Genomic DNA, 24893 nt, shown 5'->3' with positions numbered 1-24893 from the left:
TTAAAAAGGCAAATGGCTTTGACCATTTGCCTTTTTTAATACCTTTCATTGACAACCGCAGTGAATTAAATATATATTTACATTAACATTGAAAATCTTCCAAAGTGGGTATTAGTATGAAAAAAATTCTATGGACTATCTTTATCATTTTAGGTGTCGTGCTCCTCGCAGCAGTCATCTATATTCTTTACCTATTTAATGCTTTTAACAGCGGGATATCAGATTCTTATGAGGAAATTGACCGCGACCGTTCTGAACTCCGCGTCGACGATGTCGATGCATCGAACGATAACTTTACTGTACTCATCCTCGGTATCGATGCCGATGCTGAAAGAACACAGGACGGTGAGATTAACGCCGATCACTTCCGTTCGGACAGTATGATTTTAGCAACATTTGACCGCGATAATGACGACGTTAAAATGGTAAACATTCCGCGTGATACGCTGGCGTATATCGATTCGATGAATTACTTCGATAAGATTAACCACGCTCACGCATTTAACGGACCTGTCGGTGCAATGAATGCAGTCGAATCATTATTAAACGTACCGGTCGACCAATTCGTCCGCGTTGATATGAACGCAGTTGTAGAAATAGTCGATGCAATCGGCGGTGTTGAATTCGATGTACCTTATGAAATGAACGGCCTTCAGCCGGGAGTTCAGCACTTAAGCGGTGAACAGGCACTTGCAGTTATTCGCAACAGAAGTATCGACTCAGATTTAGGTCGCGGTGTACGACAGATGGACCTTATTGAAGCAGTGTTTAAACAGGCTCAATCATTCAGTACACTGTCACAAGTTGACGATTTGATTAACATCTTTACAAGCAATACCAGCCATAACTTTGCGACAGGTGATATCCGCTCGCTCGCATCATATTATTTATTCAATGACGTAGCATTTGAATCATCACAGCTGCAGGGTACAGGATTTACAGCTCAGTCTAACGGTATATACTACGCATGGCCGGACGAAGAACATCTCTTCGCATTATCCAATACCATTCGCGATATACTCGGACTTGATCCATCAACAGCCAATGATCTAATCAGCATCAGACTTGGTGAACAAATCCAGCCGGTACAGGAAGTCAGCACAGATTTACTCGAGAACTTTACACTCGATAATCCGCCGGCTTACACTGAAGAAGGCGCACAAAACCAGTACGGTGACGGTTTCGGAATCGAATAATTTTATTATTAAAGCCATCTGCAGCTGCAGATGGCTTTTTTGTGTTGTGTTTATCCGGAATAAACAGTTGTCCTCCGATCATGCCAGTCCCGGAGATTCCGGATACACATGAGACCCGATCATGCCAGTCCCGGAGGTTCCGGATACACATGAGACCCGATCATGCCAGTCCCGGCGGGTCTGGATACACATGAGACCCAATCATACCAGTCCCGGAGGTTCCGGATACACATGAGATCCGATCACGCCAGTCCCAATTAAAAAAACCCGCGAATAGGCGGGTCAATCAATTTCACAAGTATCTGTAAACAAGATCTAGATATTCAATGTCCTCAGCGACTTTGGAGAATTCTTTATCTCTTACAGCTATGCTGTGACCGAGGTACTCAAATGTATTAACTCTCGTTTTAAACCGTATATCGAGTTCCATTATATGTCCGTTATGCACGTGATGATACAAGGGAACTTTCTCCCCGTGTACCCGGGTTGTGCTGAATGCCGGTGTCTGTTCATCATAATTCGCTTCGTAAGCTGAACCGGTAATTACAATCCCGACTCCTTCCAGACTGTTTTTTAATTCTTCAATGCATGCTGAGTCGTCTGTAAAGTCGGACACAAAGACGATAACATAGTCCGGATTTTCTATACTGTGCATATATCGCAGCCATTTTTTTAATGATGCCTGCAGATTCACCACTGAAATCTGCTCTGTTTTATCTTCTCCCGGTCCACCATATCCGCCTACTACTGCAATTTTCATTCTGTTCATATTAAATATTCTGTACGGCTGCCCGTAAAATGGTTCATTCGTATATTTCTGTACTATATTTGTGCTGATCCATGGAAAATACGATGTTCTCATCGCTTTACTCGTACCGCCAATATTATGAAGGTCATTCACATTGAGTGTCGCAAATTTATAGCGCAGGTGATTCATGCTCATAATATGAGGATTTTGCGGCCCCTTTGTATTTACAGAATTTCCGACCGCTCCGCCGAGATCGCAAAATATCGGCCGTTCGTATTCCTTCATATTCATACTGTTAACCGCGCTGGATATTTTACCGAATGTAACACCTTCTCTTTTACCGAGACGTTCATTCATATGCTGTGTAATATTAATTTAACATTTAAAAATTCAGAAACCATTTAGTTCACTCCCTGCTGATTTAGCCTACCATCAGGCGTTCTTCAGAGTATTTATAAGTCAGTTCTCGCTGTCTGCCTGCGATTGACAGTAAGAATGAAACAAATCCTATTCTGCCGATAAACATAAATAACATGATTACTAGTTTACTCAAGGTTGATAAATCTTCAGTTATTCCCGTCGATGTACCCGTCGTGCCGAAAGCTGAAGTTACTTCAAAAATAATCTGGGTCAGTGTAAATTGATGTCCATCTACAATTAATACTGTCAGAATACCAGCGAAAACGAGACCGACAGCGAGAATAAATACTGCAAATGCCCGTTCAATATCTTTTTTTGCAATCCTTCTCTGAAACACATTAATGTGCTGACGCCCTCTTGAGAAAGATATAAGGAACAGTATCAGTATAGCAAATGTTGTCGTCCGTATTCCCCCGCCGGCACTGGACGGTGATGCACCGATAAACATAAGCACACTCATAATAAGCTGCGTTGTTTCCGTCATCTGTTCCACACTAACAGTTGTTATCCCCCCACTCCTTGTACTTGCTGATAAAAACATACTCGTCATTATTGACGACAGAATATTTTTATCTTCAAAGTATTTAGCGGACTCGAGGAGAAATATTAAAGCCGTACCAATCAGGAGCAGTATGCCGTATGTTGATGCTGTAACTTTCGTAAATAATGAAAAGCGGAAGCCCGGTGAGTGTTTGCTGAAGAAGTGCTTCAGCTCAATCAACACCGGATAACCGATTGCACCTAATATAATCTGACACATCACAGGTATTTCAATAAATAAATTCCCTTCAAGATGTGTTAAAGAATTACTGTACAAATCGAGTCCGCCGTTCGTCGTTGCGGATACAGATAAAAATGTACCATGGAGCAGTGCATGTGCAAAATCACCCGACTGAATATAAAAGTACGAAAAATATATTATTGCACCGAATATCTCTACAACGATAAGCAGCGTAATAATATCGAGAACAAGCTTCACTGCCCCTGACATTTTATACTGTGCATTGTCGGCAATAATCTGACGCCGTTCTCTGACTCCGATGCGCCGGCCGAGTAAAATCCAGAGCAGTGTGCCGACTGCCATTATTCCGATACCCCCAAGATTCATTAAGAACATCAGCAGAATGTATCCGGGGATATTAAATGTTTCCACAATTGTCACTGTGCTTAAACCGGTAACAGAAATTGCCGATGCCGCGACAAACAGTGTATCGATAAATGGAATTCCATCTCCCTGATAAAATACTGGAAGACTTAATAATGCTGCTGCTGCAGCTAAAGCTAGAAAATAATACATCAGTATGCCTCTTTGTGGGCTCAAGTTTGTAAACCACCGTCGTAATTTTCTCAAAAAGACTATCCCCAATCCAAAAATCAGTTAATAAAAGATTATAGCCACATTATACAATAAAAAACCTTCTGCCGATTAAAAAAAACGGAATCCCTGAGCGGGATTCCGTTAAAATTATTTTTAATTATTCAAGTACTACAGTAGCCGACTGCTGTTCACCATTACGGTAAAAGTCGATTGTCATTTCTTCACCGGCTGCTTTCGCATAATACAGATGCTGTCTCAATTCAACCATATTGTTAATTGGTTCGCCGTCAAGATGAGTAATAACATCGAGTTCCTGCAGTCCAGCTTGTGCAGCAGGAGAATTTTCCTGTACACCGCTGATTATTACGCCGCCTTTAACTTCCTCTGGCAGCTGCAGCTGATCGTACACAGGTGATGATGCAACATTCAGCAGATCCTGCAATGTTATACCGAGGAACGGCCTTGTCACTTCACCATTTTCCTCCAGCAGACTCGTAACTTCCTTCACTTCATCAACGGGAATTGCAAAACCGATGCCTTCGACTGAAGCAATTCCAATCTTCATAGAGTTAATACCGATTAAACGCCCGTTAGCGTTATCAGAGCCCCCCCGGAAACCTGGGTTATTGCTGCATCAGTCTGAAGAACGCTCGCTTCCCAATCTATTGAGCCGTCTCCGTCAAGGTCGACGGGAACAGAACGGTCAAGACCTGAAATGATCCCCTGTGATACTGAACCGGAGAACATTTCACCAAGCGGTGAACCAATCGCAATTGCCGGTTCACCGACAAGCAGATTGCTGCTTTCTCCAAATTCAATCGTCGTTTCTACGACGTCTGATGGAATGCTCAGAACCGCAAGATCTGTCCAGATATCCGAACCGACGAGCTCTGCATCAACTGAGTCTCCGCTTTCCAGATTAATTTTAATCTCTTCAGCACCGTCGACCACATGCTGATTTGTTACTACATAGGCAATATCGCCTTCTGTTTTATAAATTACACCGGAACCGCTGCCCGCTTCTTCTGCCTCGTCGGAACTGGTATTAATTCCGGGTATAATTGACTGAATACGCTGCATGTTAATCACTGATACAACTGCCGGTTTTGCTTTTTGTACGGCTGCTGTTGTATCTGTAATCAACTTATCGGCATTTTCTTCTTCAAGCTGTTGTTTTACTTCAGATAAATCCTGATTGGAATCCACTTCGGATGCCGCCTCTTCGTCCGTTTGCTGTTCTGCGCTCTCTTCTTCGTCTGTGCCCGTAAATAAAAGATACGCACCGAGCACGAGAAGTGCACCGATAATCCCTGCGAGCAGCGGCAGTAAAAATGATTTAAAGCCGCCTCCGCCGGAATTTTTCTGTTTTTCTGTTACAGTACGGTAATTCGAATCTCTCTCAGGTTCTTCTGCAGAATCATGTACTTCTCTATTATCGTAAGTATCATTATCTGCGCCGAACTCCCGCTGCTCTTCACGTGACCTTGTAAATTCAAACTGATTTTCCGCTTCTTCAGCTGATTGATTTTTATCCGTGAAATTTCTTGCTGTCCGTCTGTATTTTTCTCTGTCAATCGGACGTTTTCTTTCATCACTCATAATAATCACTCCATCTGCATACTTTACAAGTAATTATAAGGCCTTTTAAAAATTCATGCCAATTATACGTTTAAAACTATGCTTATTTTTCAGTTTCTTCTTTCTTACCGCCGCCGAACCAGCCGACAAGAACGATGATTAACATTACAGACCAGAAGATAATTTTCCAGGTTGTTGAATGAGGGAATTCAGCCGGAATAATTCCAACTGCTTCGTGTGCTAGTGTCAGTACTGCCAGTTTAACCCCTACCCAGCCGACGATAACGAATGCGGCAATTTCAAGTGATGGACGTTTCGCAAGAAGTTCAACAAAATAGTTAGCGAAGAATCTCATAATGATTACCCCGATAAGTCCACCGATAAGCATTACAGTATACTGTCCTGCGTTAATTCCGAAGAAATCCCCGCCGACTGCAGGCAATGCAAGTGCAATCGCTGCTGCAGCTAAAATTGAGTCTACTGCGAATGCAATATCCGCGAGCTCAACTTTGAAAACAGTCATCCAGAATCCTGATTGTTTCTTATCTTTCTGCTCTCCAATTAGATCATCAGCACTTTTGTCCTTATGTTTTCTAATAGCAATTAAGTGTGATATTGAGACGTAGAATAAGTACAGCGCACCTAATCCTTGAACCCACCACCATTGTACGAGCCAAACGAGTAATAATATCGCAATAACGCGGAACACAAATGCTCCGAGCAGTCCGTAAAACAATGCTTTTCTTCTTCTTACAGGATCTAAATGACGTACCATAACCGCAAGTACGACAGCGTTATCTGCTGCCAGTAAACCTTCCAGACCGATTAATACAATCAGGACCCATGCATATTCCAGTAATACAGCTGTATCCATTTTTATTTCCTCCTTTTTATTTCAAACACAAAAAGAGACCTAAACAGGCCAGTCTGTGCATACAATCTGCACAGCACTGTCTGTTAAGGTCTCACGATACAATAATTTATATTGCTCAATGTACCGGGATTTCTCCGTAATGACGATACACTGATAGTTTCCTATTCGTTACTCCCCTTAAAATACAGGTTCGTTATAAGTGTTTTTTAATTCTTACTAAATATAATTTATTAAATATAAAAAGTAAAGTGAAATTTTATTTACAGCAGGCTGTACAGTTTAATTTCAGGATACTTATCCGAGAACCAGCGCATGGCAAATTCATTTTCAAACAGGAAAACCTGCTTATCAAAGCGGTCGTACACTAAGTTTGCACGCGGCGAGTTCATTGAATCTTTAATATCTTCCTCATTCTCAACCCAGCGGGCAATCTTCTTGCCGACAGGCTCCATAACGATATCCGTATTATACTCATTTTTCATACGGTGCTCGAACACTTCAAACTGAAGCTGTCCGACCGCCCCTAAGATTGGCTGATTCGTATGCATTGATTTGTAATACTGAATCGCACCTTCTTGTACAAGCTGTTCGATACCTTTATAGAAATGCTTCTGTTTCATAACGTTCTTAGCAGAAACATAAATAATTCCGGCGTGAACAGAGGCAGTGCAGCAAAATCACGCGGTTTCCCACTGTATAGAGTGACCCCGATTTGATAGTTGCCTGTATCGTATAACCCGATAATATCACCGGCATATGCTTCATCGATTGTTTCTTTATCATCAGCCATAAACATCGTGGCACGCGAGATTTTTGTCTTCTTTTTAGTGCGGTCAAGTACCGCATCCATACCGCGCGTAAATTTACCTGAAACAATTCTCATAAAAGCAAGACGGTCGCGGTGTCTCGGATCCATATTCGCCTGAATTTTAAAGATAAACCCTGAAAAATCTTCGTCTGTCGGACTTACTTCCGTTCCATCCGTCGTTTCACGGCCGGTCGGCTCAGGTGCAAAGTCAACGTAAGTGTCGAGGAACTCTTCAATACCAAATGTCGATAATGCCGAACCGAAGAATACCGGTGTCAGATCGCCTGATGCAATTTTTTCTTCATCAAAATCGTCTCCCGCTTCTTCCACCAGCATAAATTCATCAATTGCATCTCTGTATGCTGAATCTTCTTCAATCTTATGGCTTTCAGTCAGCTGATAATCATCGTCCAGTGTCAACTTACCATCTTCTCTAAAAGGATTGATCGTCCGCTCGCGGCGGTTAATGATACCAAAGAAACTTGGCCCCATACCGATTGGCCAGGTCATTGGATAAGTTTCAATCTCCAGTGTTGATTCAATTTCTTCAAGCAGTTCGAACGGTTCTTTACCGACGCGGTCCAATTTATTAATAAATGTAAAAATAGGAATGCCGCGCATCTTACAAACTTTAAAAAGTTTTAATGTCTGCGGCTCGATACCTTTAGCTGCATCGATAACCATAACTGCCGAATCGACTGCCATTAATGTACGGTACGTATCTTCCGAGAAATCTTCGTGCCCCGGTGTATCAAGAATATTTATTTTATAGCCGTCGAAGTCGAATTGCATCACCGAACTCGTGACACTGATTCCGCGTTCCTGCTCTACTTTCATCCAGTCACTCGTTGCGAATTTACCGGTCTTCTTACCTTTGACCGTCCCCGCTTCTCGAATAGCGCCGCCGAATAACAGCAGCTTTTCTGTCAGCGTCGTCTTTCCGGCATCCGGGTGGGATATAATCCCAAACGTTTTACGTTTTTGTATTTCATCTTTTATTTCCATTATTGTCTCCTTGCTCAGTTCTTATTACTGATAGTATTACTTTTGCGGCATGTTCACTGTCATCTTCATCAAGCAGCGTAAAGAGATGGATAATCAGCTCATCAGCCATCTCTTCGTCACCGAGATTATTATCCATCTGCATACTGAATGCCAATTCTGGTATGCTGACAATATAAGTTTTTTCATATTCTGAAATATAAACTGGACATGCTGTTCCGCTAAATTGTACCGTTGTTGTTAACATATTCTTCACTCCGGTATTTTCTGTATGCGGCATCCAATGCAATTAAGTCATCTCTGTGCGGCACTTTAACGTAGTTCTCCATAATCTGGTATGGTTCCCGTCCTTTACATGCAAGAATAATCGTATCCCCGGGTTCTGCAATATCCACTGCGTGGATAATTCCTTCTTCCCTGTCTGTATAGGATACATGATTATCGTGGACTGCTCCTTCTTCAAGCAGTTTTACAAGCATTTCAGGATCGTCATTCGCCGGGTTATCAGGAGTGAATACGGCATAATCCGCAAGCGTTGCGATGGCACCCATTTCGGCGCCTTTTGAATAATCCCGTTCTCCTGTCATACCAATCAGACAAATTAATCTGCCTGTCACAAACGGCTTCACTGAATTGATTACTTTACTGAGCGCATCCGGCGTATGTGCAAAATCTATTATAATATCTATCGGCAATGTCGGATCGAGTACTTCAAGTCTGCCCTCAACCGGTTTCATTGCAGGTACTGCCGATAAAATACGTTCAATCTCATAACCCTGCAGCCATTCACTAATAACTGCGCACATTAAATTCTGGATGTTATATTCCCCGACAAAAGGAGAATTTACTTCAAAGCTGCCTTCCGGTGTATTCAATGTAAATTTAAATCCTTCAAGGCTGCCCTGAATATCCGATGGGTAAAAATCAGCTGTGCTGTCCATGCCGTATGAAATCGTTTCAAACGGCGTCATGTCTTTATACACTGAAGACCATGCATCATCGTTATTTAAGATGACGTATTTATGTTTTTTTACATCCTGCCCAAGCTGTGAAAACAGCAGGCCTTTAATATGCCCGTATTCATCCATGCTGTTATGAAAATCCAGATGATCCTGCGTCAAGTTCGTAAATATCGCAATATCAAAGTTGATGCCGAAAGTACGCCCAAGTTTTAAACCGTGCGATGACACTTCCATCGTAAAAACCTCAGTATCATTTTCATGCGCTTCTTTTATGCGTTTATGAAGCCGTGTTGTTTCCGGTGTAGTATTAGCTGACACCATATGCGTCTCATTAATCATGAATCCATTCGTTCCAAGGTAAGCACTTTTAGTACCGAGTGCCATACTCAGATTATGAATCATCATCGAAACTGTCGTCTTGCCGTTCGTTCCGGTCACACCGATCATCGTCTGGGATTCGTGTGGAAAATCATAAATGTATTCGGCAAATAATGCTGCAGTTTTTGACGGGTCTTTCACTACCAGCAGGCCGATATCTGAAGACAGTTCTACATATCTGTCCGCTATAATAAAACGGCAGCCGCGTTTAATTACATCTTCTATGTAATCGAGTCCGTCGGTCTGATGTCCTTTTATTGCTACAAATACAGCAGCGTCGTGCGTTTCCCGGGAATCTGCTGTGATATCTTTTACAGTCTCCGGAAAATTTCCGTACGTGGTTTTTATCTTCAAAAGAGATAGAAGCATATTTGATTTCATCTCAGTTACCACCTTTCAACTTAAATAATTATACATGAAAATACCTGTTTAAAGATAGAGTTATGTCGTTTTTCATTAAAAAACAAGCGGACTGGGCAATAATGCCGAATCCGCTTGTTTAAATATTATTTTATTTATGTTCTTCTTTTTCTTTTTTCTCTTTGGCTTTTTCTTCTTTAGCCGCTTTTGCTGCTGCTTTCCGTTCTTTTCTCTTAATCAGAATAATACTCAGCTCATATAAAAGAATCATCGGAATCAGCGTCACCAGGTGTGTAAACACATCAGGCGGTGCAATCAGCGCTGTAATAACAAGCAGTGTGAAATATGCATATTTACGCATCGTCGTCATTACTTCAACAGTTAAAAGCTCAATATGATGCAGGAATAATGCGACAACCGGCAGCTGGAAAACCAGTCCGAACGGTATCGTCGTTATTAATAAGAACGACATATATTCATCCGCTGTTACAAGTACATTAAAATTCTGCTCTCCCATTTCAATAAGGAAGAAGTAGCTTAACGGGTGAACGATAAAATACCCAAAGGACAAACCGGTTACAAAAGCAGCAGCATAACCGGCAGCGAGCCTTTCAGGAATTGTGTTTCTTTGTCCACAAGACCCGGTCTCATAAACTGCCACAGGAACCAGCATATAAACGGGATGGAAAACCCAATGCTGATAGCCCCGGCTGTTCTTAAATAGAAACGGATGACTTCAAACGGTCCGAGAACGACGATTTCCGCACCTTTTGACACGACAGGAAACCACCAGCCGACAGTTGAAAAGATAATTAGAAACCATATTGTAATCGTCACCGCAGAGACTTAATCAGGACTGATCTTAAATCCTCAAGATGATCGGTCAGCGGGGCATACGGCTCCTCTTTCGTTACCTTTTTACGTTTAGAGACGAGTTCAGGTTCATTATTTACATGTTTGTTATCAGGATCCCGATTCTCATTATTCTTCGGTTCCATTATACATCACCTTATTCTTATTCTAGGCGTCCGCCATCTTCAGCATATTTAATAATACCATCTGCACAGCGGTATGCAAGTGCTCCTACTGTTGCAGTCGGGTTGTAGCCGCTGTTGTGCTGGAAGTTCCCGGCACCGACAACGAATAAATTATCGCGGTCCCAGTGCTGCAGATAGTTGTTTACCACACTTGTTTCAGGGTCAGCACCCATTGTCGTACCTCCGGTATTATGCGTTGACTGGTAGGGTGCGATATTGTAATCTGTCAGCTCAGCTGAAAGATCAACGTGGGACGCGCCCATTTCTTCCAGGATTTCACCTGCACGTTCAGCAAGATATTTCTGTCTGGCTCTGTCCTGATCAGTAAAATTATAAGTCAGCTGTACCAGCGGCACATTAAAGGCATCTTTATACTCTGTATCCATGCTCAAATAGTTATCCTTGTGAGGACTTGTTGCTCCCTGACCTGAAACAGATAACACACGTGTATAGTTTTTAATAGATTCTTCTTTAAACTCTTCGCCCCATGATGCTGTTCCGCTTTTAACGGGATTACTAAGTATCGGTCTCGCACCGGTTTGAGTTATCGCCATGTTTCCGCCGTGCAGGAAGTCTAAGTCTTCGTGATCAAAATTATCCCCGTTATAATCATCCAGCGCCATACCGAGTGCACCGGCACCCATAAATGTATTGAACTGCTCCTCAAAGAATCCAGTTGCGCCGCCGAAAATCTGGTAACAGTAATTACGTCCGAGCGAACCTTTGCCGGTTTCAGGATCATACTGTTCACCAATATCCGACACAGCAAGCAGTTTATAGTTATTAAAGATGTAGCTAGTCAGAGCGACAATTTCTGCCGGCTGAATAAATTCTTCCCCCGTCAATGTATCGACAAATTTCACACCTGATACTTTCGTATCGTCGTCTTCATCTGTTATTATCTCAACAACGTTAGCATGTGTACGCAGTGTGAAATTATCGCTTTTCTGTGCCGTTTTAATTACTGTAATCTCAGGTGTTGCTTTCGCGTCAAACTCACAGGCAAAACGTTCACAAAAAGCACAGTACTGACAAGCATTAATCGTTTCGCCATCAGGGTTTTCGTATTGCTGGCTAAGGTTTGCAGACGGCATCATAATAGGGTTAAGCTCCATATTATTCGCAGCTTCTTCAAACATTCTGAGCATACGTGATTTTAACATCGGCGGAGTCGGATATGACTCCGAACGTTTCCCTCCAAGAGGGTTGTCTTCACCTGAAATACCTGCGGTTTTTTCAAATGTATTGAAGTACGGCTCGAGTTCATCGTATGTAATTCCCCAGTCCTCAAATTGGTAGCCGTCATCTTCCTGCAGTTTCTCTTTACCGTAGCGCTCTTCTGTCATCGATTTAATTTCAAAATCATAAGGTAAAAATCTCCACGTCTGTCCGTTCCAGTGTGTTCCTGCTCCGCCGAGATTATCACCTAGCAGGAATGAACCCTGCTGGCGCATTGGCAGAGCTTTTTGATCTTTGTTATTTCTGAAAGTAATCGTTTCTTTTGCTATATCCTGCATTAATTCATAACGTACTGCGTATTTCAGCTCATCGTGCACATGCTGATAGTCTGCTGTACCGCGTTTTTTCCCGCGCTCAAGTCCCATCACTGTTAAGCCTGCTTTAGTTGCTTCTGCTGCGATAATACCGCCTGTCCAGCCGACTCCTACTGTTACTACATCTACTTTATCTAACGTTGTTACCATAAATTTTCCTCCTTAAAAAATTTAAATACTGGATTCTTTTAACAATCCTCTCAGTTATTCTCAGTCTGGATTTGTCATTTAATCAAATCCAGACTCCGATGAATTTCATCAGAGTCTGTGAATTATTGGCCAATATATTAGTCAGCCATGCCGAATACCGGTTCCGGCTCAATTTCATGGAACTCATCATCTTCAATGTACTGAATAAATGACATTTGATGTCCAGGGTATTTTTTCATTTTCCAGCCGGCCATATCGCGGTTTCCGCGGTATACCGGTCTGCATAAGCTCCTTCGATTGTTGCTGCACGCAGCATCGTAAAGAAATAACTCGCCGTAGCTGTATGCGCCGGCACGCCTAAATCAACCTCTCCCGATTCAAAATCAGTCAGGATGTCATCCATCTGATCATCTTCAAGATCCGGGAAGTCCGTTTCGTGACGGCTGTTCGCTTCTTCATTAAGTTTGTTAATACCAAGCATAAAGTAGTCTCGGCGATTTAAATTTGACTGGTAACCCTGTGTAGGCAGCGGCTCTCTGAAAGGTCCCTGCATGTATTCTTTAGAGTTAAAGCCGTACTGTCCTGTAAGCTGGCCGTCTAAGTAAAATGCACAGCCCAGTTCGATTGCTCCCGGTCCTGATTCACTTTCCGGGAAAATGCGTTCCATTGCTGCAGATACAGTATTGAAGTCTAAATCGTTATGGAAGAATACACGTGAGTTATCTGTTAATCCGCCTGTATTGCTTCCCGTTGAAGTTTCTTCTGAAGCCGTATCTTCTGTAGTTGCCGCATCCTCTTCGGAAGATGATCCGTCTAGATTGAATCCGACCAGTCCTCCAAGTAAAGAACCTCCGATGATTCCACCTGTTGCCACACCAGTCGTTTTTAAGAAGTCACGTCTTGAAAACTGCTTTTCTTTCGGTTTATTTGCCATTTTCTACTCCTCCTAGTTAGAGTGATTAATTATATATTATATACTTATTTTTTAATTTGTATATTGCTAAATTACACATCTCAAATAAAATGTATTTGTGTTATAACAATATAATACTGCATACCACTACAGCAATAGTGGTATAATGTAAGAACTGTTCTGCTGAAATTAATTATATTGCAGAAGTAGTCAGTTAGAAGTTCACCTGTCATTCAAATACTTATATTATTCAGGTGTGCTGTAAGACTTATTGACCACCCTTCTAAAATAATATGATTAGATTATATACTAAATTTGACAATTTTAACATAGGTGGTGGAAATTTTATGTCATTCTTTAACTTACTAACATGGAATAACAGCCATATGGATTTACGTTTCATGGAAGACGATCTGCACGGCAAGGTAAACATTACTAATGTCTACAATGATGACCGTTACGTAAACATGGACAAAGTGAATAAGAAGTACGATTCCAGACTGAAAGATGCTCAGCGCAGCATCCGCTCAAACAGAATCATTATGCTCGTTCTTTTTACTCTCGCTGTATTCTTACCCGCTGTTCTGCTGGGCGTCATTCAAAGTAACCTGCTCTTAATCGGCGGTATTATCGTTTATGCTATTATTGCGTATTTCTTAATGGAAGCAGTAAACCAGGTGCAGATTAACAAAATACTTCACGATATAACTAACGACAAAGAAATCCATACGCAGCCTTAATCAGGTGCGCATGGATTTTTTGATTTCTTATTCTTTTCCCTTTGCAGTATTCAGTCCGCTTATTGTCCCGTAAAGTTTTGTCTCTTTAAACACAACCCCCGAAACCTTCTTTCCGCACGCGATAAACACTGTACGCTCCTTGTATTTACTCCTGATCCACCAGTAGCCATCGTTATCATACAGCTTATCGAAATAAAATTTCATTTTCTCATTCGTAAAACCAACTCTCGTTCCAGTTAAAGATGGAAATCCACGTATATTTATAACTTTTTTGGAAGTAAAAGTGCCGCTCCACAGCCAGGCCGCGGTATACCCCTTTTTATCGACGTTTATCGTCAGCGGATTAATACCTGTACAGACAAAATCCCGTTCCCCGTTTATATAACCGTATCTTTGAAATTGAATATGAAGATGGCTGTCCATCCTGACGTTCTGGTAATTAGTATTGCTCTGATAACCGATAATATCCCCCGCTTTTACATGCTGTCCTGGACGCACCGTGAGCGGGCGGGCTAAATGTCCGTAGATTGCCTGGAAGCCCAAATTTTTATTAGCAATAACTACAGTACCGCCAAAATTACCGTAACTGTTCGTACCGGCAGTAACCATGCCGTCAAACACTGCAGGAATTGGTGCCCGGTCATACTTCACAAGATCGTAAGCTCTGTGGTAGCCGCCGCAGTAATTGTCGTAATTATATCCATTTACCGTATAATTTCTGAGTCCCCAGATGCCGCTTTTATACTTCGCTGGATCAGATGTAACTTTAAATCCATGACTCACTAAATATGCTATAGGATTCATTTGTCTCCTCCTTTTTACGTTCTAACCTGTATATCGGTCAGGACACTTGAAAAGGACAAACGAAAAACCCGTACGGGATTTGAACTGCTCCCTGTCAAGTAGACAGGTAAAAAAACAAATAGTATTTTGGTCGCACACGACGTTTGTCGTGTGCGTTTTTTTATGCGGGTATCTTTAAGCCCATCTTCAAAGTGACACGCTGCGTATTATAAAATTTGATGTACGCATTGATATCCTGTTTAAGAGTCTCAACAGTATCGTATGAATTTAAGTAATACTTCTCAGACTTAATAATGCCCCAAACATTTTCAATCGGTCCGTTATCAATGCACTTACCTGGACGCGACATACTATGAATGGATTGGGTGTGTTTAATAAAATGATGAAACGCATGAGAAGTGTATTGGGAACCACGGTCTGTGTGAATGATGGTTTGACCTCCGATGATCTGTGACTCTATTTGTTTGAATGTCTGAGTCACCAGAGATTGTTCGCTGTGCGTGTCCATGTGATGCGCAATGATTTTATTCGTGCATAAATCCAACACAGCACTTAAATAGACTTTACGTCCGTCGGTCGTACTGAATTCAGTAATATCTGACACCAGTTTCTGCATCGGTTTAGCTGCATGAAATTCACGGTTCAGTATATTCGCAGCGATATAATCCGGCTTAACTTTCTTATATCTACGTTTCTTTTTACGGATGACCGATTTTAAATTCATCATTTTCATTAGTCGATACACATGTTTGTGATTCACCTTAGCCTGTCTGTAATGATTCAAGTATATCGTCATTCGACGATACCCATAAATGCCATCTAACGCATTATATGTGTCTAACATCATGGTCATCAATGATTGATCTCTATTTTCATACTGTGCAGGTTTTCGATTGAGCCATTTATAATAGCTCGCTCTGGAAATCCCCAGCACCTGGCAAAGATGGACAATCGGATATTTATGTTTTAACCGCTTCGACCGTTTGGTACGACGCTTTTTGGCGGATTCTTGTTTGATCAACTCTCTTTCCATTTGTTCCTGCTTTTTTAGCGTCTCAACTTCCATTTCTAACCACTGATTTCGGACTCTGAGCGCTTCAATCTCAGCTTTCAACTGTTCTTCACCCGTCTGAGCTTCCGATGTCTTCTTCTTACCTCGATTGTCTTCGAGTGCTTTCGGTCCAAATTGTTATACTTTCTCGTCCATGAATAGACGTTAGTGTAGCTGACCTTAAATTTTTCTGCAGCGTCTTTATAAGATAGTTGGTGATTGATGACATACTCCACAATCTCGATTCGTTCTTCGTATGTTGTCTTTCTACTTTTCATTTGATAGACCTCCAGTTTTGGAGAATACGTTCGATTCTCTTTGCCTTCAGTATATCGCATCACCCAGTTTCTAATCGTACGATCACTCGGAATATTATATTTAACAGAGAGACCTTTATAGGACAAATTACTATTGAAGTATTCTTGAACCACTTGATGTTTAAATATTTTTGAATAGTTGCGATTCTTTTGTGATCTCAGTATTCCAGTCGTCCCATGCTGCAAGTATTTATCTAGATAGAGTCGGAAGGTTGATTCGTTTAAATCTAAATCATAATCTTCACGGAGTGCTCGAAACGAAGTGCCATCTAAATATAACTCGATGTATTCAATCAGTTCATTCGTTGAATACCTTATGTTTGATTTCAAGAGAAAACTCCCCCTAAAGTAGTTTACTTTTTTAAGTGTCTACTTTAGGGGGAGCATATCAATTCCACTAAGGAGTCCGTACGGGTTTTATCAACATTATTTAAGTGGTTTTTGACAGATCTGTCAGCATTGTATTTTTCAAGTTTGTACGATATCTCCAGATGTTCTGGATAATAGTTTTAATTACCGCATAGGTCGGTATTGCTACAAGAATACCAATGAAGCCCGCGATATTCCCTGCAGCAAGAACGATGGTAATTACCGTCAGCGGGTGCAGTGCGAGTGACTGTCCCATAACGTTTGGAGTAATTAAGTTACTTTCAATCTGCTGGGCAATCAGCGTGATGAGTGATACCCAAATAAGCATTACCGGATCCTGAATAAGTGCAAGCAGGCCGGCAGGAATAAATGCAACCCACGGACCGACGAAAGGCACGATATTCATAAACAGTGCAAATATTGCTAAAAGCAGTGCATAGTCTAAACCGATAATCGTATATCCGATGTATAAAATAATACAAAGGATAAATGATACCAGCATCTGTCCCTGAATAAATGAACGGAGTGTCTGATCGATATCATGTAATAATTCAATTAAAAACTGTTTGAATGTTCCGCTGAACGGTGATGTCATAGATGGAATGAACTTTTGGTGATCCTTCAGCATAAAGAAGAAGAAGAATGGCCCTAATACTAACGTTAAGAGCACACTTACTGTGCTTGTCACTATCGTAATCGCATTAGAGACAAAGCCGCTCAGCACGTTAGTTCCCATATCGAGCGCATCCTGAGTCACTGACTGCAAATCGATATCAAATGGCAGCCGTTCACGCTGGCTTAATAAGTAGTTTGTTAAATTCTGCACTTCACTTTGCAGTATAGGGAGCCTCGATACTAGATTCTGCACCTGTTCAGTTACCATCGGTGCTACTGTCAGCGCAATAATCGCAATAACTATTAATAATGATAAAAATGGCAAGAATACTGACAAGTCTGTGCGCATTGCGTTTTTCTAAAAAGCGCTGAATCGGTTCGGTTATGTAGTATAGCAGCCCGCCTATTAATACCGGAAAAAATATTGTCATTACTATCGTAATAAATGGTTCAAAAATAACCTGAACCTGCATCGCGATAAGAATAATAACAAAGGTAATAATAAGTGCTATACCGCTTTGAAACCAAAGTTTATTAGTCATAAGGTGGCACCTCTAAAATATATTATTTTGTTCATATTGTATCATTACCGCCTGTAATTTCATACTATATAAAGCATATTCAGAAATACATGTTATCTCGCGCGTCAAATTGGTAATATACTATGTAAGGAGGCGTTAATATGGATAAAACCAGGAAAAGTACATACCACATCCCTTGACTCGGAGGTTTGCGGTGAATCATTCGAAATACAATATTACCTGCCTAAATCGTATTCTGATCTTTATAAATATAATGTTATTATTACTTTCGATTCGCAGGATTTCTTTAAGTACGGACAGCTTGAGCGATTAATTGAAAAGATGGAAACTGATGATGAACTGGAACGGGCAATCATTGTCGGTGTCCCATATCCTTCAGTTGAATGGCGCAATCATTACTTCAGCCCGAACGGAGAACAGCATGAAAAGTTCGTCACTTTTGTCGGGCGTGAGCTTAACAGTTTTATTGACAATAACTTTAAAACTTTAAAAATGGCAAACAGCCGTCTTTTAATGGGCGAGAGTCTCGCCGGCAGCTTCGCTCTGTCAGTTGCACTGACATATCCGAATACGTTCAGCCAGGTACTTGCTTTCAGCCCTTTCGTCGACGAGCAGTTTATCAGCCGTTTTAAAAACAGCATGAGTCTGATTAATTTAAATATTTACCATACAATCGGACTGGAAGAAGACGATTTTAAAACTATTATGGGACAGCAGGCTGACTTTCTCACACCGAACCGGGAGCTGAATGCCGTGCTTGAAAATGAACCTCTTGAATACACATACCGTGAACTTGAAGGCGGTCATATTTGGAAAACATGGAAACCGGAACTAAAAAATGTACTCGAACATTTTTTTAGATAGAAAACGTATACAATTTTTTTCGTATAATGATATACTTGAAACAAATCGTTTAGGGAGGCATTTTAAATGAAATTTGGAATAGCATTATTTCCATCTAAAAAACTTCAGGATACTGTGAACCAATATCGTAAGCGTTATGATGCTAGATATTCATATATCGCACCGCATATTACAGTAAAAGAAGCTTTTGAAGCAGAAGAACATGAAAAACCTCAAATTGAAGAATTTGTTAAGAGTGTGGCTTCAAAACATAAGCCCACTGAGATTGAAATTAAGAAAGTTTCAAGTTTTGCTCCAAAAAAAAGTTGTTTACTTTAAAGTTGAACCTAACGAAACTTTAAATTCAATTCATGACGCATTTAATGAAGGTAACTTTTACGGCGAAGCTTCACATCCGTTTGTACCCCACTTTACTCTTGCGCAGGAAGAAACAGCTCAAAAATTTGAAGATACACTCAGCCATTTACAAATGATTGGTATCGAACATTCTGAAACACTTGATAAAATCAGTTTATGTGTGCAGCTTGAAAACGGCATCTGGCACGTTACAGATACATTTAAATTAGGCCAATAAAAAAACTCCCGAAAGGGAGTTTTTTTATTATGCCATAATGTGGTAACCACTGTCGACGTGAAGTACTTCGCCAGTAATACCGCTAGACAGATCGCTTAACAGGAATGCTACCGTGTTACCAACTTCAAGCTGGTCAACGTTGCGTTTTAACGGTGCACGTTCTGCGATTTCTTTAAGGATTGATTTGAATTCACCAACAGCTGATGAGCTGAGCGTACGGATAGGACCTGCAGAAACCGCATTTACACGAATTCCCTGCTCGCCAAGATCGTAAGCCAGGTAACGTACACTAGCGTCAAGCGCTGCTTTTGCTACACCCATAACGTTGTAGTTAGGCATTGCACGTTCGCCGCCAAGGTAAGTCATCGTTACGATGCTGCCGTTTTCCTTCATAATTTCTTTTGCATACTTAGAAACAATCGTTAATGAGTAAGCACTGATATCGAGTGCCATTTTGAACCCGTCACGTGAAGTTTCGCTGTATCCGCCAGTTAATTCATTTTTATCTGCAAATGCGATTGCGTGAAGAACACCGTCGATGCCATTTGTTTTTTCACCGATTTCTTTAAATGCCTTAGCTACATCTTCATCACTTGTTACGTCACACTCAACGATAATATCGTGCTCGCCTTCAAGGTCAACAAGAAGCTTATCCAGCTCTTTACGGAAACGTTCGCCTAGAATTGTGAATACAAGTTTTGCACCCATCTTATCCAGCGCACGCGCTGCACCCCAGGCGATACTTCTTTTATTTGCTACACCCATAATTACATATGTTTTACCTGATAAATCCATTCAGAAATCCTCCTAATTCATCCCTAGTATTAGTACCTACTACTAATCTACATTTTATTAAGCTCCATTGCAAGAAATATCATTATAATAAGCTCGACATAAATACATTTGCCAGTGCAAAGTATATAAGCAGACTGATAATATCATTTGCTGTCGTAATAAACGGGCCGCTGGCAATAGCCGGGTCAATCCCCATTCTATTCATTAACAGCGGCACTACTGTACCGATAATAGTCGCAACTGACATCGACGCAATCAGGCTGCCGCTGACGATAATACCGAGTACAGGTTCGCGGTACATCACGATAATAATTAGAAAAATAACAATACCGCAGACCATGCCGGTAATAAATCCGGAGCCAAGTTCACGTCCCGCAAGTTTTAATTTGCTGGATTCTTTAATCTCGCCTGTCGAAATACCGCGTATTGCAACAGCGAGCGACTGCGTACCAGTGTTCCCCGCCATCCCGCTAATAACAGGAATAAATGCACTGAGCAGCACAACGCGCGCCAGTGTATCTTCAAAGAACGACAGCATCCACGCTGTGATCATACCCATAAACGTTAGTCCGATCAGCCAAGGCAGACGTTTTTTCGCCGTTTCCATTGCAGTATCGGATGTACTTTCGTTATCACTCATACCGGCAAGCCTCGAGTAGTCTTCTCCGGCTTCTTCATGAATAACATCCATAATATCGTCGGCTGTAATGATACCGACTAAATGATCTTGGAAATCAACAACTGGTACTGCCAGGAAATCGTAATCACGCACAATTTGCGCGACTTCTTCCTGGTCATCTGATACACGTACTGACACGACGCGTTCAGTCATCACATCACCGATGTATTCATCATCATCGGCAACAATCAGTTCCCTGAGTGAAATAATACCAGCAAGACGATTGTCCGAATCGGTAACAAACAGATAATAAATCATTTCTGACTCCGTCGCCATTTCTTTTAAATAGCGCATAGCTTCACGCACAGTCATCTGGCTGTTTATACTGACAATTTCCGTCGTCATAATACCGCCGGCAGTATCTTCTTCGTAGTTCATCAGGCTGCGTATTTCCGCTGCATCTTCCTTGTCCATCAGCGGTAAGTAAGTCGTCATTTTTTCGCGTGATATTTCATTTAAAATATCCACGGCGTTATCATACTGCATCGCGCCGATAATATGAGCCGCATAACGGGCATCAATTTTATCCAGCAATTCTTCATACTCATCCGCTTCAAGTTCAAGCAGATCGAAAAAATCCGACACTTCCCCGGGACTTAAAAACTTATATAAAGTGTGACGCTGTTCATCTGTCAGTGTCTGATAAATTTCACCCTGCTCATAATTGTGCAGGTCCATAAAAATATCTCTGAAACTATCAAGATTCTCTTCATCAAGATATTTAATCAGACTCTGTCTCACTGCCTCAAAATCTATTTCTCTGTCGTCTCTTGACATACTCATACCCACTCTCAACAAAAACTTTTATGAAATGAATGAATCGTGCACTCTTTGCCAGAACGGGAATGGCCTGAAGCGTGCAAAACGTATTTTTTCTTCAGCTACTGAAAACTGAATCGATTTTACACCTTTATGCACTAAGTTTACATGGTCAATTGTCATCTGGTATTCTTCACTGTTTACCGGTCTGACATTGACGAAATGGTGTTTCGGCAGTACGAGCGGTGAGCCCACTGTCCGGAAAACACGGTTGTTTATCGATGCGATTTCAGTCATCTGAACCGCTTCGATGGACGGATGTATAATTGCGCCGCCAAGCGCCTTATTATAAGCAGTCGAACCTGAAGGTGTAGAAATGCACAGGCCATCGCCTCTGAACCTTTCGAAATGCCGGTTTCTAATATCCACATCCATAACGAGAGTCGAGCCATTCGTCATCCGGAGCGTTGCTTCATTTAAGGCGAGATACTTTGTTTCCATACCGACCTGGTCATAATGAATCATCACTTCAACAAGCGGATATTCCACGATTTCAAAGTCATCATTTTTCAGCGCCATTATCAGGCGTTCAACTTCATCCTGTCCCCAGTCGGCGTAAAATCCAAGATGTCCTGTATGCACACCGACAAATGATACTTCACCGACAATATGCTGATAGCGGTGAAATGCTTGCAGCAATGTACCATCACCGCCGACAGAAACGACAATTTCCGGCGCTTTTCATCGAGCACCATATCCATGCCGAGCATATAATTCATCATCTTATCAGTCAGTGCATTCGATTTTGTATCCCCTTTTGAAACTATAGCAAATCTCATATCATCACCTGATTTCATTTATATATTCCGCTTCTTGGAAAAGTATTTCTGCGCTTCCTGAACTTCTTCTCTGATTTCCGACATTTCCTTATCAAGTAAATATGCCGCTTCAGCTGCGTTTTGCAGACGGTCTTTAATTTCCGGTGGATACTCTCCTGAATATTTATAATTCAGAGTGTGTTCAATCGTTGCCCAGAAATTCATCGCGAGCGTACGAATTTGAATTTCAGCAAGAATATTAATCTTGCCATTCACACTCTCAACAGGATACTCGATAATAATATGATATGACCGGTAGCCGCTCTCTTTAGTATTTTCAATGTAATCCCGCTCTTCGATTACTTTCATATCATCGCGTAACCTGATGTGATCTGTAATTACATTAATATCATCAACAAACTGGCACATAATACGTATGCCCGCGATATCGTACATTTGTGCACGCAGATTATCATAAGGAATGTTTCTCGTACTCGCCTTTTCTATTATACTTTGTACGGGTTTGACTCTCGATGTTACAAATTCTACCGGTGAAGATTGACTCGTAATCTGATAGTCTTTTCGAATCCCTTTAAGCTTAATTTTCAGTTCTTCCACCGCCTGTCTGTACGGGGCTAAAAATATACTCCATTCTTCCAATTAAATTCATCCTCCAGACTCCACTGTAAAGGCCGATATTTTTTACATCTGACGTAATTTTTCTACCATATTCCGTGAAAGCTTATATATAGAATCTGTTTGCTTTACAGGTTTAAAAAATTTAAGGATAATAACTGTAAGGAGTGGTAATGATGTTCGAAAAAGAAATAGAGTTTAAAAACTTACTCACGGAAAGTGAATACGGTAAAAACAGAACGATCATTTCTCCGGCGAAAAACCGATGCATTTAACAAACTACTACATAGATAATAATGAGCTTCAGCTTATTCAAAATTTATTAATGCTGAGAATAAGAGTGCAGGATGAAAAACAGCTGATGACTGTTAAAATCCCCGATGAACGTCATGTCGTTTACGAATACTCAGGACTAACAAATATCGATCTCTCAGAAGGTATTATAATAAATGAAAACAACATTCCGGAAAATATACGGGAACAATTAACGAAACGTAATATAACGACAAATAACCTTTCTATTCAAGGTTCCTTGATTACTGAACGTTTTGAAAAACCTTCACACAGCGGACTGCTCGTTCTCGATAAGAGCATTTATCTTGGCATGATCGACTACGAACTCGAATTCGAGGCGCCGGATGTTGGCACAGGAAAGGCAGAATTCACGCAAATTCTTAATAATTATGGTATCGTACGACGAGAAGAAATTGTTAAAAGCGCACGATTTTACAATACACTCAAACAAAAAAGGGGGTTAACTGATGCCTTTAGCATATAAAGAAATTGGTGAGGAAAAGCTCCATAAGATGATAGATATATTTTATGACTATGTTAAAATGACGACCGGATTAATCATCTTTTCCCCGAGGATTTTACCGAAACTGCTTATAAACAGAAACTGTTTCAAACACAGTTCCTCGGCGGACCGAATTTATATAATGAACAATACGGCCATCCGATGCTCCGGGCGAGGCATATGCCTTTTAAAATCTCACCTGCAGCTGGTGAAGCCTGGCTTGAAAATATGAACCAGGCAATACTGGACGTCGAGATAGAAGATGAATTACGTGAGTATTTGATGGCACGCTACACTCTCACTGCAAAGCATATGGTAAACAGTGAACATTAACTGCCTTCAACAAAAATACAGAGGTGAAATACGTGAGCAAAAATAATAGTGAAGACCTGCTGTTATTGGAGCAGTCGGATAATACAGTCGAAATCTTTTATTTCTTTGATCCATTTTCAAATGACTGTATTGCTATGGAACCCATAATCAATAAATTACTGATTGAATACCGCGGACATATTACTATTAAAAAAATTCTGGCTCCGTCGCTGTCTGTTCTGACAAAATGCCAGGCTCAGTCTACGGCAAGTGATGATAATGTTGCGCTTGCTTATAAAGCCGCGGAAATCCAAGGGCAGTCAAAGGCCCGTGCTTTTATCAGATATATATTTAACCGGATTAACCCGGTCAATACAATCTGTACTAAAGATATGATAGAGAGAGTGCGAGACTCGCGGGAATCGATTTAAATTCATTCCATGAGGACCTGCACTCGCCGACACTCGATGCAATGCTGAAGTACGATTTATCTGTCTTCAGGGAAATGGATATCGAAAATCTGCCTGCCATGGTCTTCTTCTCGGGCGATGTGAAATCACAAGGCGTTAAAGTCGACGGCTGTTATCCGTATCACATCTACACTTATATTATTAATGAGCTGATTGGTATTGAAATAGAAAAAAGACAGCTTCCGAGTATTATCGACTACATCAGGGCACACGAACTCGTCAGTTTTGATGAATTGAAAACTATTTTCGAATGGCGTGCTGGATTACTGCTGAATGAACTGAAGAAGCTGCGCCTGCAGCGCCTGATAGATGAAGTCAACTTAAACAATCAGTCTTTTTATCAGCTTAAACAATCTTCAATTCCGCTGCAGACTAAAATATAAATTTAAAAACGTCCCGTACAGCTGAAAACAGCATATACGGGACGTTTTTTGTATTATACTGGAAGGAACAAG

General features: G+C 41.1%; 23 protein-coding genes and 5 pseudogenes. 8 read left to right on the top strand and 20 right to left on the bottom strand.

All coding sequences use genetic code 11. The annotated features are described in order from the left end of the window. Positions 1 to 116 precede the first annotated feature (116 nt). A complete protein-coding gene (locus G4D76_RS12580; protein WP_213810060.1) occupies positions 117 to 1196 on the top strand; it encodes an LCP family protein in 1080 nt (359 codons plus the stop codon). A gap of 292 nt (positions 1197 to 1488) precedes the next feature. Here G4D76_RS12580 and G4D76_RS12575 read toward each other — a convergent pair whose 3' ends face one another. From G4D76_RS12575 to G4D76_RS12530, 12 genes and pseudogenes are all read right to left on the bottom strand, one after another. Then, positions 1489 to 2301 carry a metallophosphoesterase family protein gene (locus G4D76_RS12575; protein WP_213810059.1) on the bottom strand — a complete coding sequence of 271 codons (813 nt, stop codon included), beginning with the start codon at positions 2299 to 2301 and terminating at the stop codon, positions 1489 to 1491. A 64-nt stretch (positions 2302 to 2365) separates the two neighbouring features. Next, positions 2366 to 3661 (bottom strand): TrkH family potassium uptake protein, encoded by a 1296-nt coding sequence (locus tag G4D76_RS12570; protein WP_213810058.1) that lies wholly within the window; start codon positions 3659 to 3661, stop codon positions 2366 to 2368. Between the two features lie 178 nt (positions 3662 to 3839). After that, positions 3840 to 4247 carry a S1C family serine protease gene (locus tag G4D76_RS15485; protein WP_250129992.1) on the bottom strand — a complete coding sequence of 136 codons (408 nt, stop codon included), beginning with the start codon at positions 4245 to 4247 and terminating at the stop codon, positions 3840 to 3842. Positions 4248 to 4261: 14 nt separating this feature from the next. Next, a complete protein-coding gene (locus tag G4D76_RS12565; RefSeq protein WP_250129991.1) occupies positions 4262 to 5281 on the bottom strand; it encodes a S1C family serine protease in 1020 nt (339 codons plus the stop codon). Positions 5282 to 5363: 82 nt separating this feature from the next. Beyond that, entirely contained in the window at positions 5364 to 6134 is a 771-nt protein-coding gene (locus G4D76_RS12560; RefSeq protein WP_026860044.1) for a TerC family protein, read from the bottom strand. Between the two features lie 260 nt (positions 6135 to 6394). Continuing rightward, positions 6395 to 7947 (bottom strand): annotated as a pseudogene (locus tag G4D76_RS12555) (peptide chain release factor 3). After that, entirely contained in the window at positions 7931 to 8191 is a 261-nt protein-coding gene (locus G4D76_RS12550) for a YueH family protein (RefSeq protein WP_213810057.1), read from the bottom strand. The pseudogene G4D76_RS12555 and the gene G4D76_RS12550 overlap by 17 nt, the downstream one beginning before the upstream one ends. Beyond that, positions 8166 to 9665, bottom strand: a complete 1500-nt coding sequence (locus G4D76_RS12545; protein ID WP_213810056.1) for a UDP-N-acetylmuramoyl-L-alanyl-D-glutamate--2,6-diaminopimelate ligase — start codon at positions 9663 to 9665, stop codon at positions 8166 to 8168. The genes G4D76_RS12550 and G4D76_RS12545 overlap by 26 nt, the downstream gene beginning before the upstream one ends. Before the next feature lie 130 nt (positions 9666 to 9795). Then, a pseudogene (locus G4D76_RS12540) lies at positions 9796 to 10421 on the bottom strand (twin-arginine translocase subunit TatC). Between the two features lie 56 nt (positions 10422 to 10477). Continuing rightward, positions 10478 to 10642, bottom strand: a complete 165-nt coding sequence (locus tag G4D76_RS15480; RefSeq protein ID WP_250129990.1) for a hypothetical protein — start codon at positions 10640 to 10642, stop codon at positions 10478 to 10480. 17 nt (positions 10643 to 10659) lie between these two features. Further along, positions 10660 to 12384, bottom strand: a complete 1725-nt coding sequence (locus G4D76_RS12535; protein WP_213810055.1) for a GMC family oxidoreductase — start codon at positions 12382 to 12384, stop codon at positions 10660 to 10662. A gap of 235 nt (positions 12385 to 12619) precedes the next feature. Continuing rightward, positions 12620 to 13318: a gluconate 2-dehydrogenase subunit 3 family protein gene (locus G4D76_RS12530; protein ID WP_371814494.1), complete on the bottom strand. Its 699-nt coding sequence runs from the start codon at positions 13316 to 13318 to the stop codon at positions 12620 to 12622. 326 nt (positions 13319 to 13644) lie between these two features. Here G4D76_RS12530 and G4D76_RS12525 point away from each other — a divergent pair, with 326 nt between their 5' ends. Further along, on the top strand, positions 13645 to 14037 hold the full coding sequence (locus G4D76_RS12525) for a hypothetical protein (RefSeq protein WP_213810054.1): 393 nt from the start codon (positions 13645 to 13647) through the stop codon (positions 14035 to 14037). Positions 14038 to 14064: 27 nt separating this feature from the next. Here the strand turns inward: G4D76_RS12525 and G4D76_RS12520 are convergent, their stop codons facing one another. The 4 genes from G4D76_RS12520 to G4D76_RS12505 all read right to left on the bottom strand — a co-directional run bounded on the left by G4D76_RS12520 (position 14065) and on the right by G4D76_RS12505 (position 17542). Then, positions 14065 to 14841 (bottom strand): M23 family metallopeptidase, encoded by a 777-nt coding sequence (locus G4D76_RS12520; RefSeq protein ID WP_213810053.1) that lies wholly within the window; start codon positions 14839 to 14841, stop codon positions 14065 to 14067. A gap of 160 nt (positions 14842 to 15001) precedes the next feature. Beyond that, positions 15002 to 15955, bottom strand: a complete 954-nt coding sequence (locus G4D76_RS12515; protein WP_213810052.1) for an IS3 family transposase — start codon at positions 15953 to 15955, stop codon at positions 15002 to 15004. Further along, positions 15952 to 16539: a helix-turn-helix domain-containing protein gene (locus G4D76_RS12510; protein ID WP_213810051.1), complete on the bottom strand. Its 588-nt coding sequence runs from the start codon at positions 16537 to 16539 to the stop codon at positions 15952 to 15954. The genes G4D76_RS12515 and G4D76_RS12510 overlap by 4 nt, the downstream gene beginning before the upstream one ends. Positions 16540 to 16639: 100 nt before the next feature. Then, the gene (locus G4D76_RS12505) at positions 16640 to 17542 is read right to left on the bottom strand and encodes an AI-2E family transporter (protein WP_371814493.1); all 903 of its coding nucleotides are present in this window, start codon (positions 17540 to 17542) and stop codon (positions 16640 to 16642) included. Positions 17543 to 17810: 268 nt separating this feature from the next. On the opposite strand from G4D76_RS12505, the gene G4D76_RS12500 reads away from it, so the two are divergent. The 3 genes from G4D76_RS12500 (at position 17811) to G4D76_RS12495 (ending at position 19173) form a co-directional block, all read left to right on the top strand. Then, positions 17811 to 18599, top strand: coding sequence for an alpha/beta hydrolase (locus G4D76_RS12500; RefSeq protein WP_371814697.1), 789 nt, complete (start codon positions 17811 to 17813; stop codon positions 18597 to 18599). Positions 18600 to 18665: 66 nt separating this feature from the next. After that, positions 18666 to 18917, top strand: a complete 252-nt coding sequence (locus G4D76_RS15475; RefSeq protein ID WP_250129989.1) for a 2'-5' RNA ligase family protein — start codon at positions 18666 to 18668, stop codon at positions 18915 to 18917. Then, positions 18889 to 19173 (top strand): 2'-5' RNA ligase family protein, encoded by a 285-nt coding sequence (locus G4D76_RS12495; protein ID WP_371814492.1) that lies wholly within the window; start codon positions 18889 to 18891, stop codon positions 19171 to 19173. The genes G4D76_RS15475 and G4D76_RS12495 overlap by 29 nt, the downstream gene beginning before the upstream one ends. Positions 19174 to 19200: 27 nt before the next feature. Here the strand turns inward: G4D76_RS12495 and fabI are convergent, their stop codons facing one another. The 4 genes and pseudogenes from fabI to G4D76_RS12475 form a co-directional block, all read right to left on the bottom strand. Continuing rightward, entirely contained in the window at positions 19201 to 19968 is a 768-nt protein-coding gene (gene fabI / locus G4D76_RS12490; protein ID WP_213810050.1) for an enoyl-ACP reductase FabI, read from the bottom strand. An 82-nt stretch (positions 19969 to 20050) separates the two neighbouring features. Further along, positions 20051 to 21430, bottom strand: a complete 1380-nt coding sequence (gene mgtE, locus G4D76_RS12485; RefSeq protein WP_026860032.1) for a magnesium transporter — start codon at positions 21428 to 21430, stop codon at positions 20051 to 20053. Between the two features lie 21 nt (positions 21431 to 21451). Continuing rightward, positions 21452 to 22245: pseudogene (locus G4D76_RS12480) on the bottom strand (NAD kinase). Positions 22246 to 22263: 18 nt separating this feature from the next. Next, a complete protein-coding gene (locus G4D76_RS12475) occupies positions 22264 to 22884 on the bottom strand; it encodes a GTP diphosphokinase (RefSeq protein ID WP_026860030.1) in 621 nt (206 codons plus the stop codon). A gap of 229 nt (positions 22885 to 23113) precedes the next feature. On the opposite strand from G4D76_RS12475, the pseudogene G4D76_RS12470 reads away from it, so the two are divergent. From G4D76_RS12470 to G4D76_RS17175, 3 genes and pseudogenes are all read left to right on the top strand, one after another. Continuing rightward, a pseudogene (locus tag G4D76_RS12470) lies at positions 23114 to 23638 on the top strand (CYTH domain-containing protein); the annotation flags it as partial. A gap of 69 nt (positions 23639 to 23707) precedes the next feature. Further along, on the top strand, positions 23708 to 23989 hold the full coding sequence (locus tag G4D76_RS12465) for a globin domain-containing protein (protein ID WP_371814696.1): 282 nt from the start codon (positions 23708 to 23710) through the stop codon (positions 23987 to 23989). 134 nt (positions 23990 to 24123) lie between these two features. Then, positions 24124 to 24821 (top strand): annotated as a pseudogene (locus G4D76_RS17175) (DsbA family protein). The last annotated feature ends 72 nt before the right edge of the window (positions 24822 to 24893 follow it).

Origin of the sequence: Jeotgalicoccus sp. WY2, from assembly GCF_018437745.1 — a bacterium.
Taxonomy (GTDB): Bacteria; Bacillota; Bacilli; order Staphylococcales; family Salinicoccaceae; genus Jeotgalicoccus; species Jeotgalicoccus psychrophilus.
The sequence above is the reverse complement of the archived record's forward strand: the minus strand, read 5'-3'. Positions and strand labels throughout refer to the sequence as shown.

Excerpts from the sequence above, each read along its gene's own strand:
- G4D76_RS12565 (WP_250129991.1), bottom strand. The coding sequence starts at position 5,281 with ATGAGTGATGAAAGAAAACGTCCGATTGACAGAGAAAAATACAGACGG.
- G4D76_RS12570 (WP_213810058.1), bottom strand. The coding sequence starts at position 3,661 with ATGTATTATTTTCTAGCTTTAGCTGCAGCAGCAGCATTATTAAGTCTT.
- G4D76_RS12580 (WP_213810060.1), top strand. The coding sequence starts at position 117 with ATGAAAAAAATTCTATGGACTATCTTTATCATTTTAGGTGTCGTGCTC.
- G4D76_RS12575 (WP_213810059.1), bottom strand. The coding sequence starts at position 2,301 with ATGAATGAACGTCTCGGTAAAAGAGAAGGTGTTACATTCGGTAAAATA.
- mgtE (WP_026860032.1), bottom strand. The coding sequence starts at position 21,430 with ATGAGTATGTCAAGAGACGACAGAGAAATAGATTTTGAGGCAGTGAGA.
- G4D76_RS15475 (WP_250129989.1), top strand. The coding sequence starts at position 18,666 with ATGAAATTTGGAATAGCATTATTTCCATCTAAAAAACTTCAGGATACT.
- G4D76_RS12520 (WP_213810053.1), bottom strand. The coding sequence starts at position 14,841 with ATGAATCCTATAGCATATTTAGTGAGTCATGGATTTAAAGTTACATCT.
- G4D76_RS12505 (WP_371814493.1), bottom strand. The coding sequence starts at position 17,542 with ATGCGCACAGACTTGTCAGTATTCTTGCCATTTTTATCATTATTAATA.
- G4D76_RS12530 (WP_371814494.1), bottom strand. The coding sequence starts at position 13,318 with ATGGCAAATAAACCGAAAGAAAAGCAGTTTTCAAGACGTGACTTCTTA.
- G4D76_RS12525 (WP_213810054.1), top strand. The coding sequence starts at position 13,645 with ATGTCATTCTTTAACTTACTAACATGGAATAACAGCCATATGGATTTA.
- G4D76_RS12550 (WP_213810057.1), bottom strand. The coding sequence starts at position 8,191 with ATGTTAACAACAACGGTACAATTTAGCGGAACAGCATGTCCAGTTTAT.
- G4D76_RS15485 (WP_250129992.1), bottom strand. The coding sequence starts at position 4,247 with ATGAAGATTGGAATTGCTTCAGTCGAAGGCATCGGTTTTGCAATTCCC.
- G4D76_RS12535 (WP_213810055.1), bottom strand. The coding sequence starts at position 12,384 with ATGGTAACAACGTTAGATAAAGTAGATGTAGTAACAGTAGGAGTCGGC.
- G4D76_RS12560 (WP_026860044.1), bottom strand. The coding sequence starts at position 6,134 with ATGGATACAGCTGTATTACTGGAATATGCATGGGTCCTGATTGTATTA.
- G4D76_RS15480 (WP_250129990.1), bottom strand. The coding sequence starts at position 10,642 with ATGGAACCGAAGAATAATGAGAATCGGGATCCTGATAACAAACATGTA.
- G4D76_RS12545 (WP_213810056.1), bottom strand. The coding sequence starts at position 9,665 with ATGAAATCAAATATGCTTCTATCTCTTTTGAAGATAAAAACCACGTAC.
- fabI (WP_213810050.1), bottom strand. The coding sequence starts at position 19,968 with ATGGATTTATCAGGTAAAACATATGTAATTATGGGTGTAGCAAATAAA.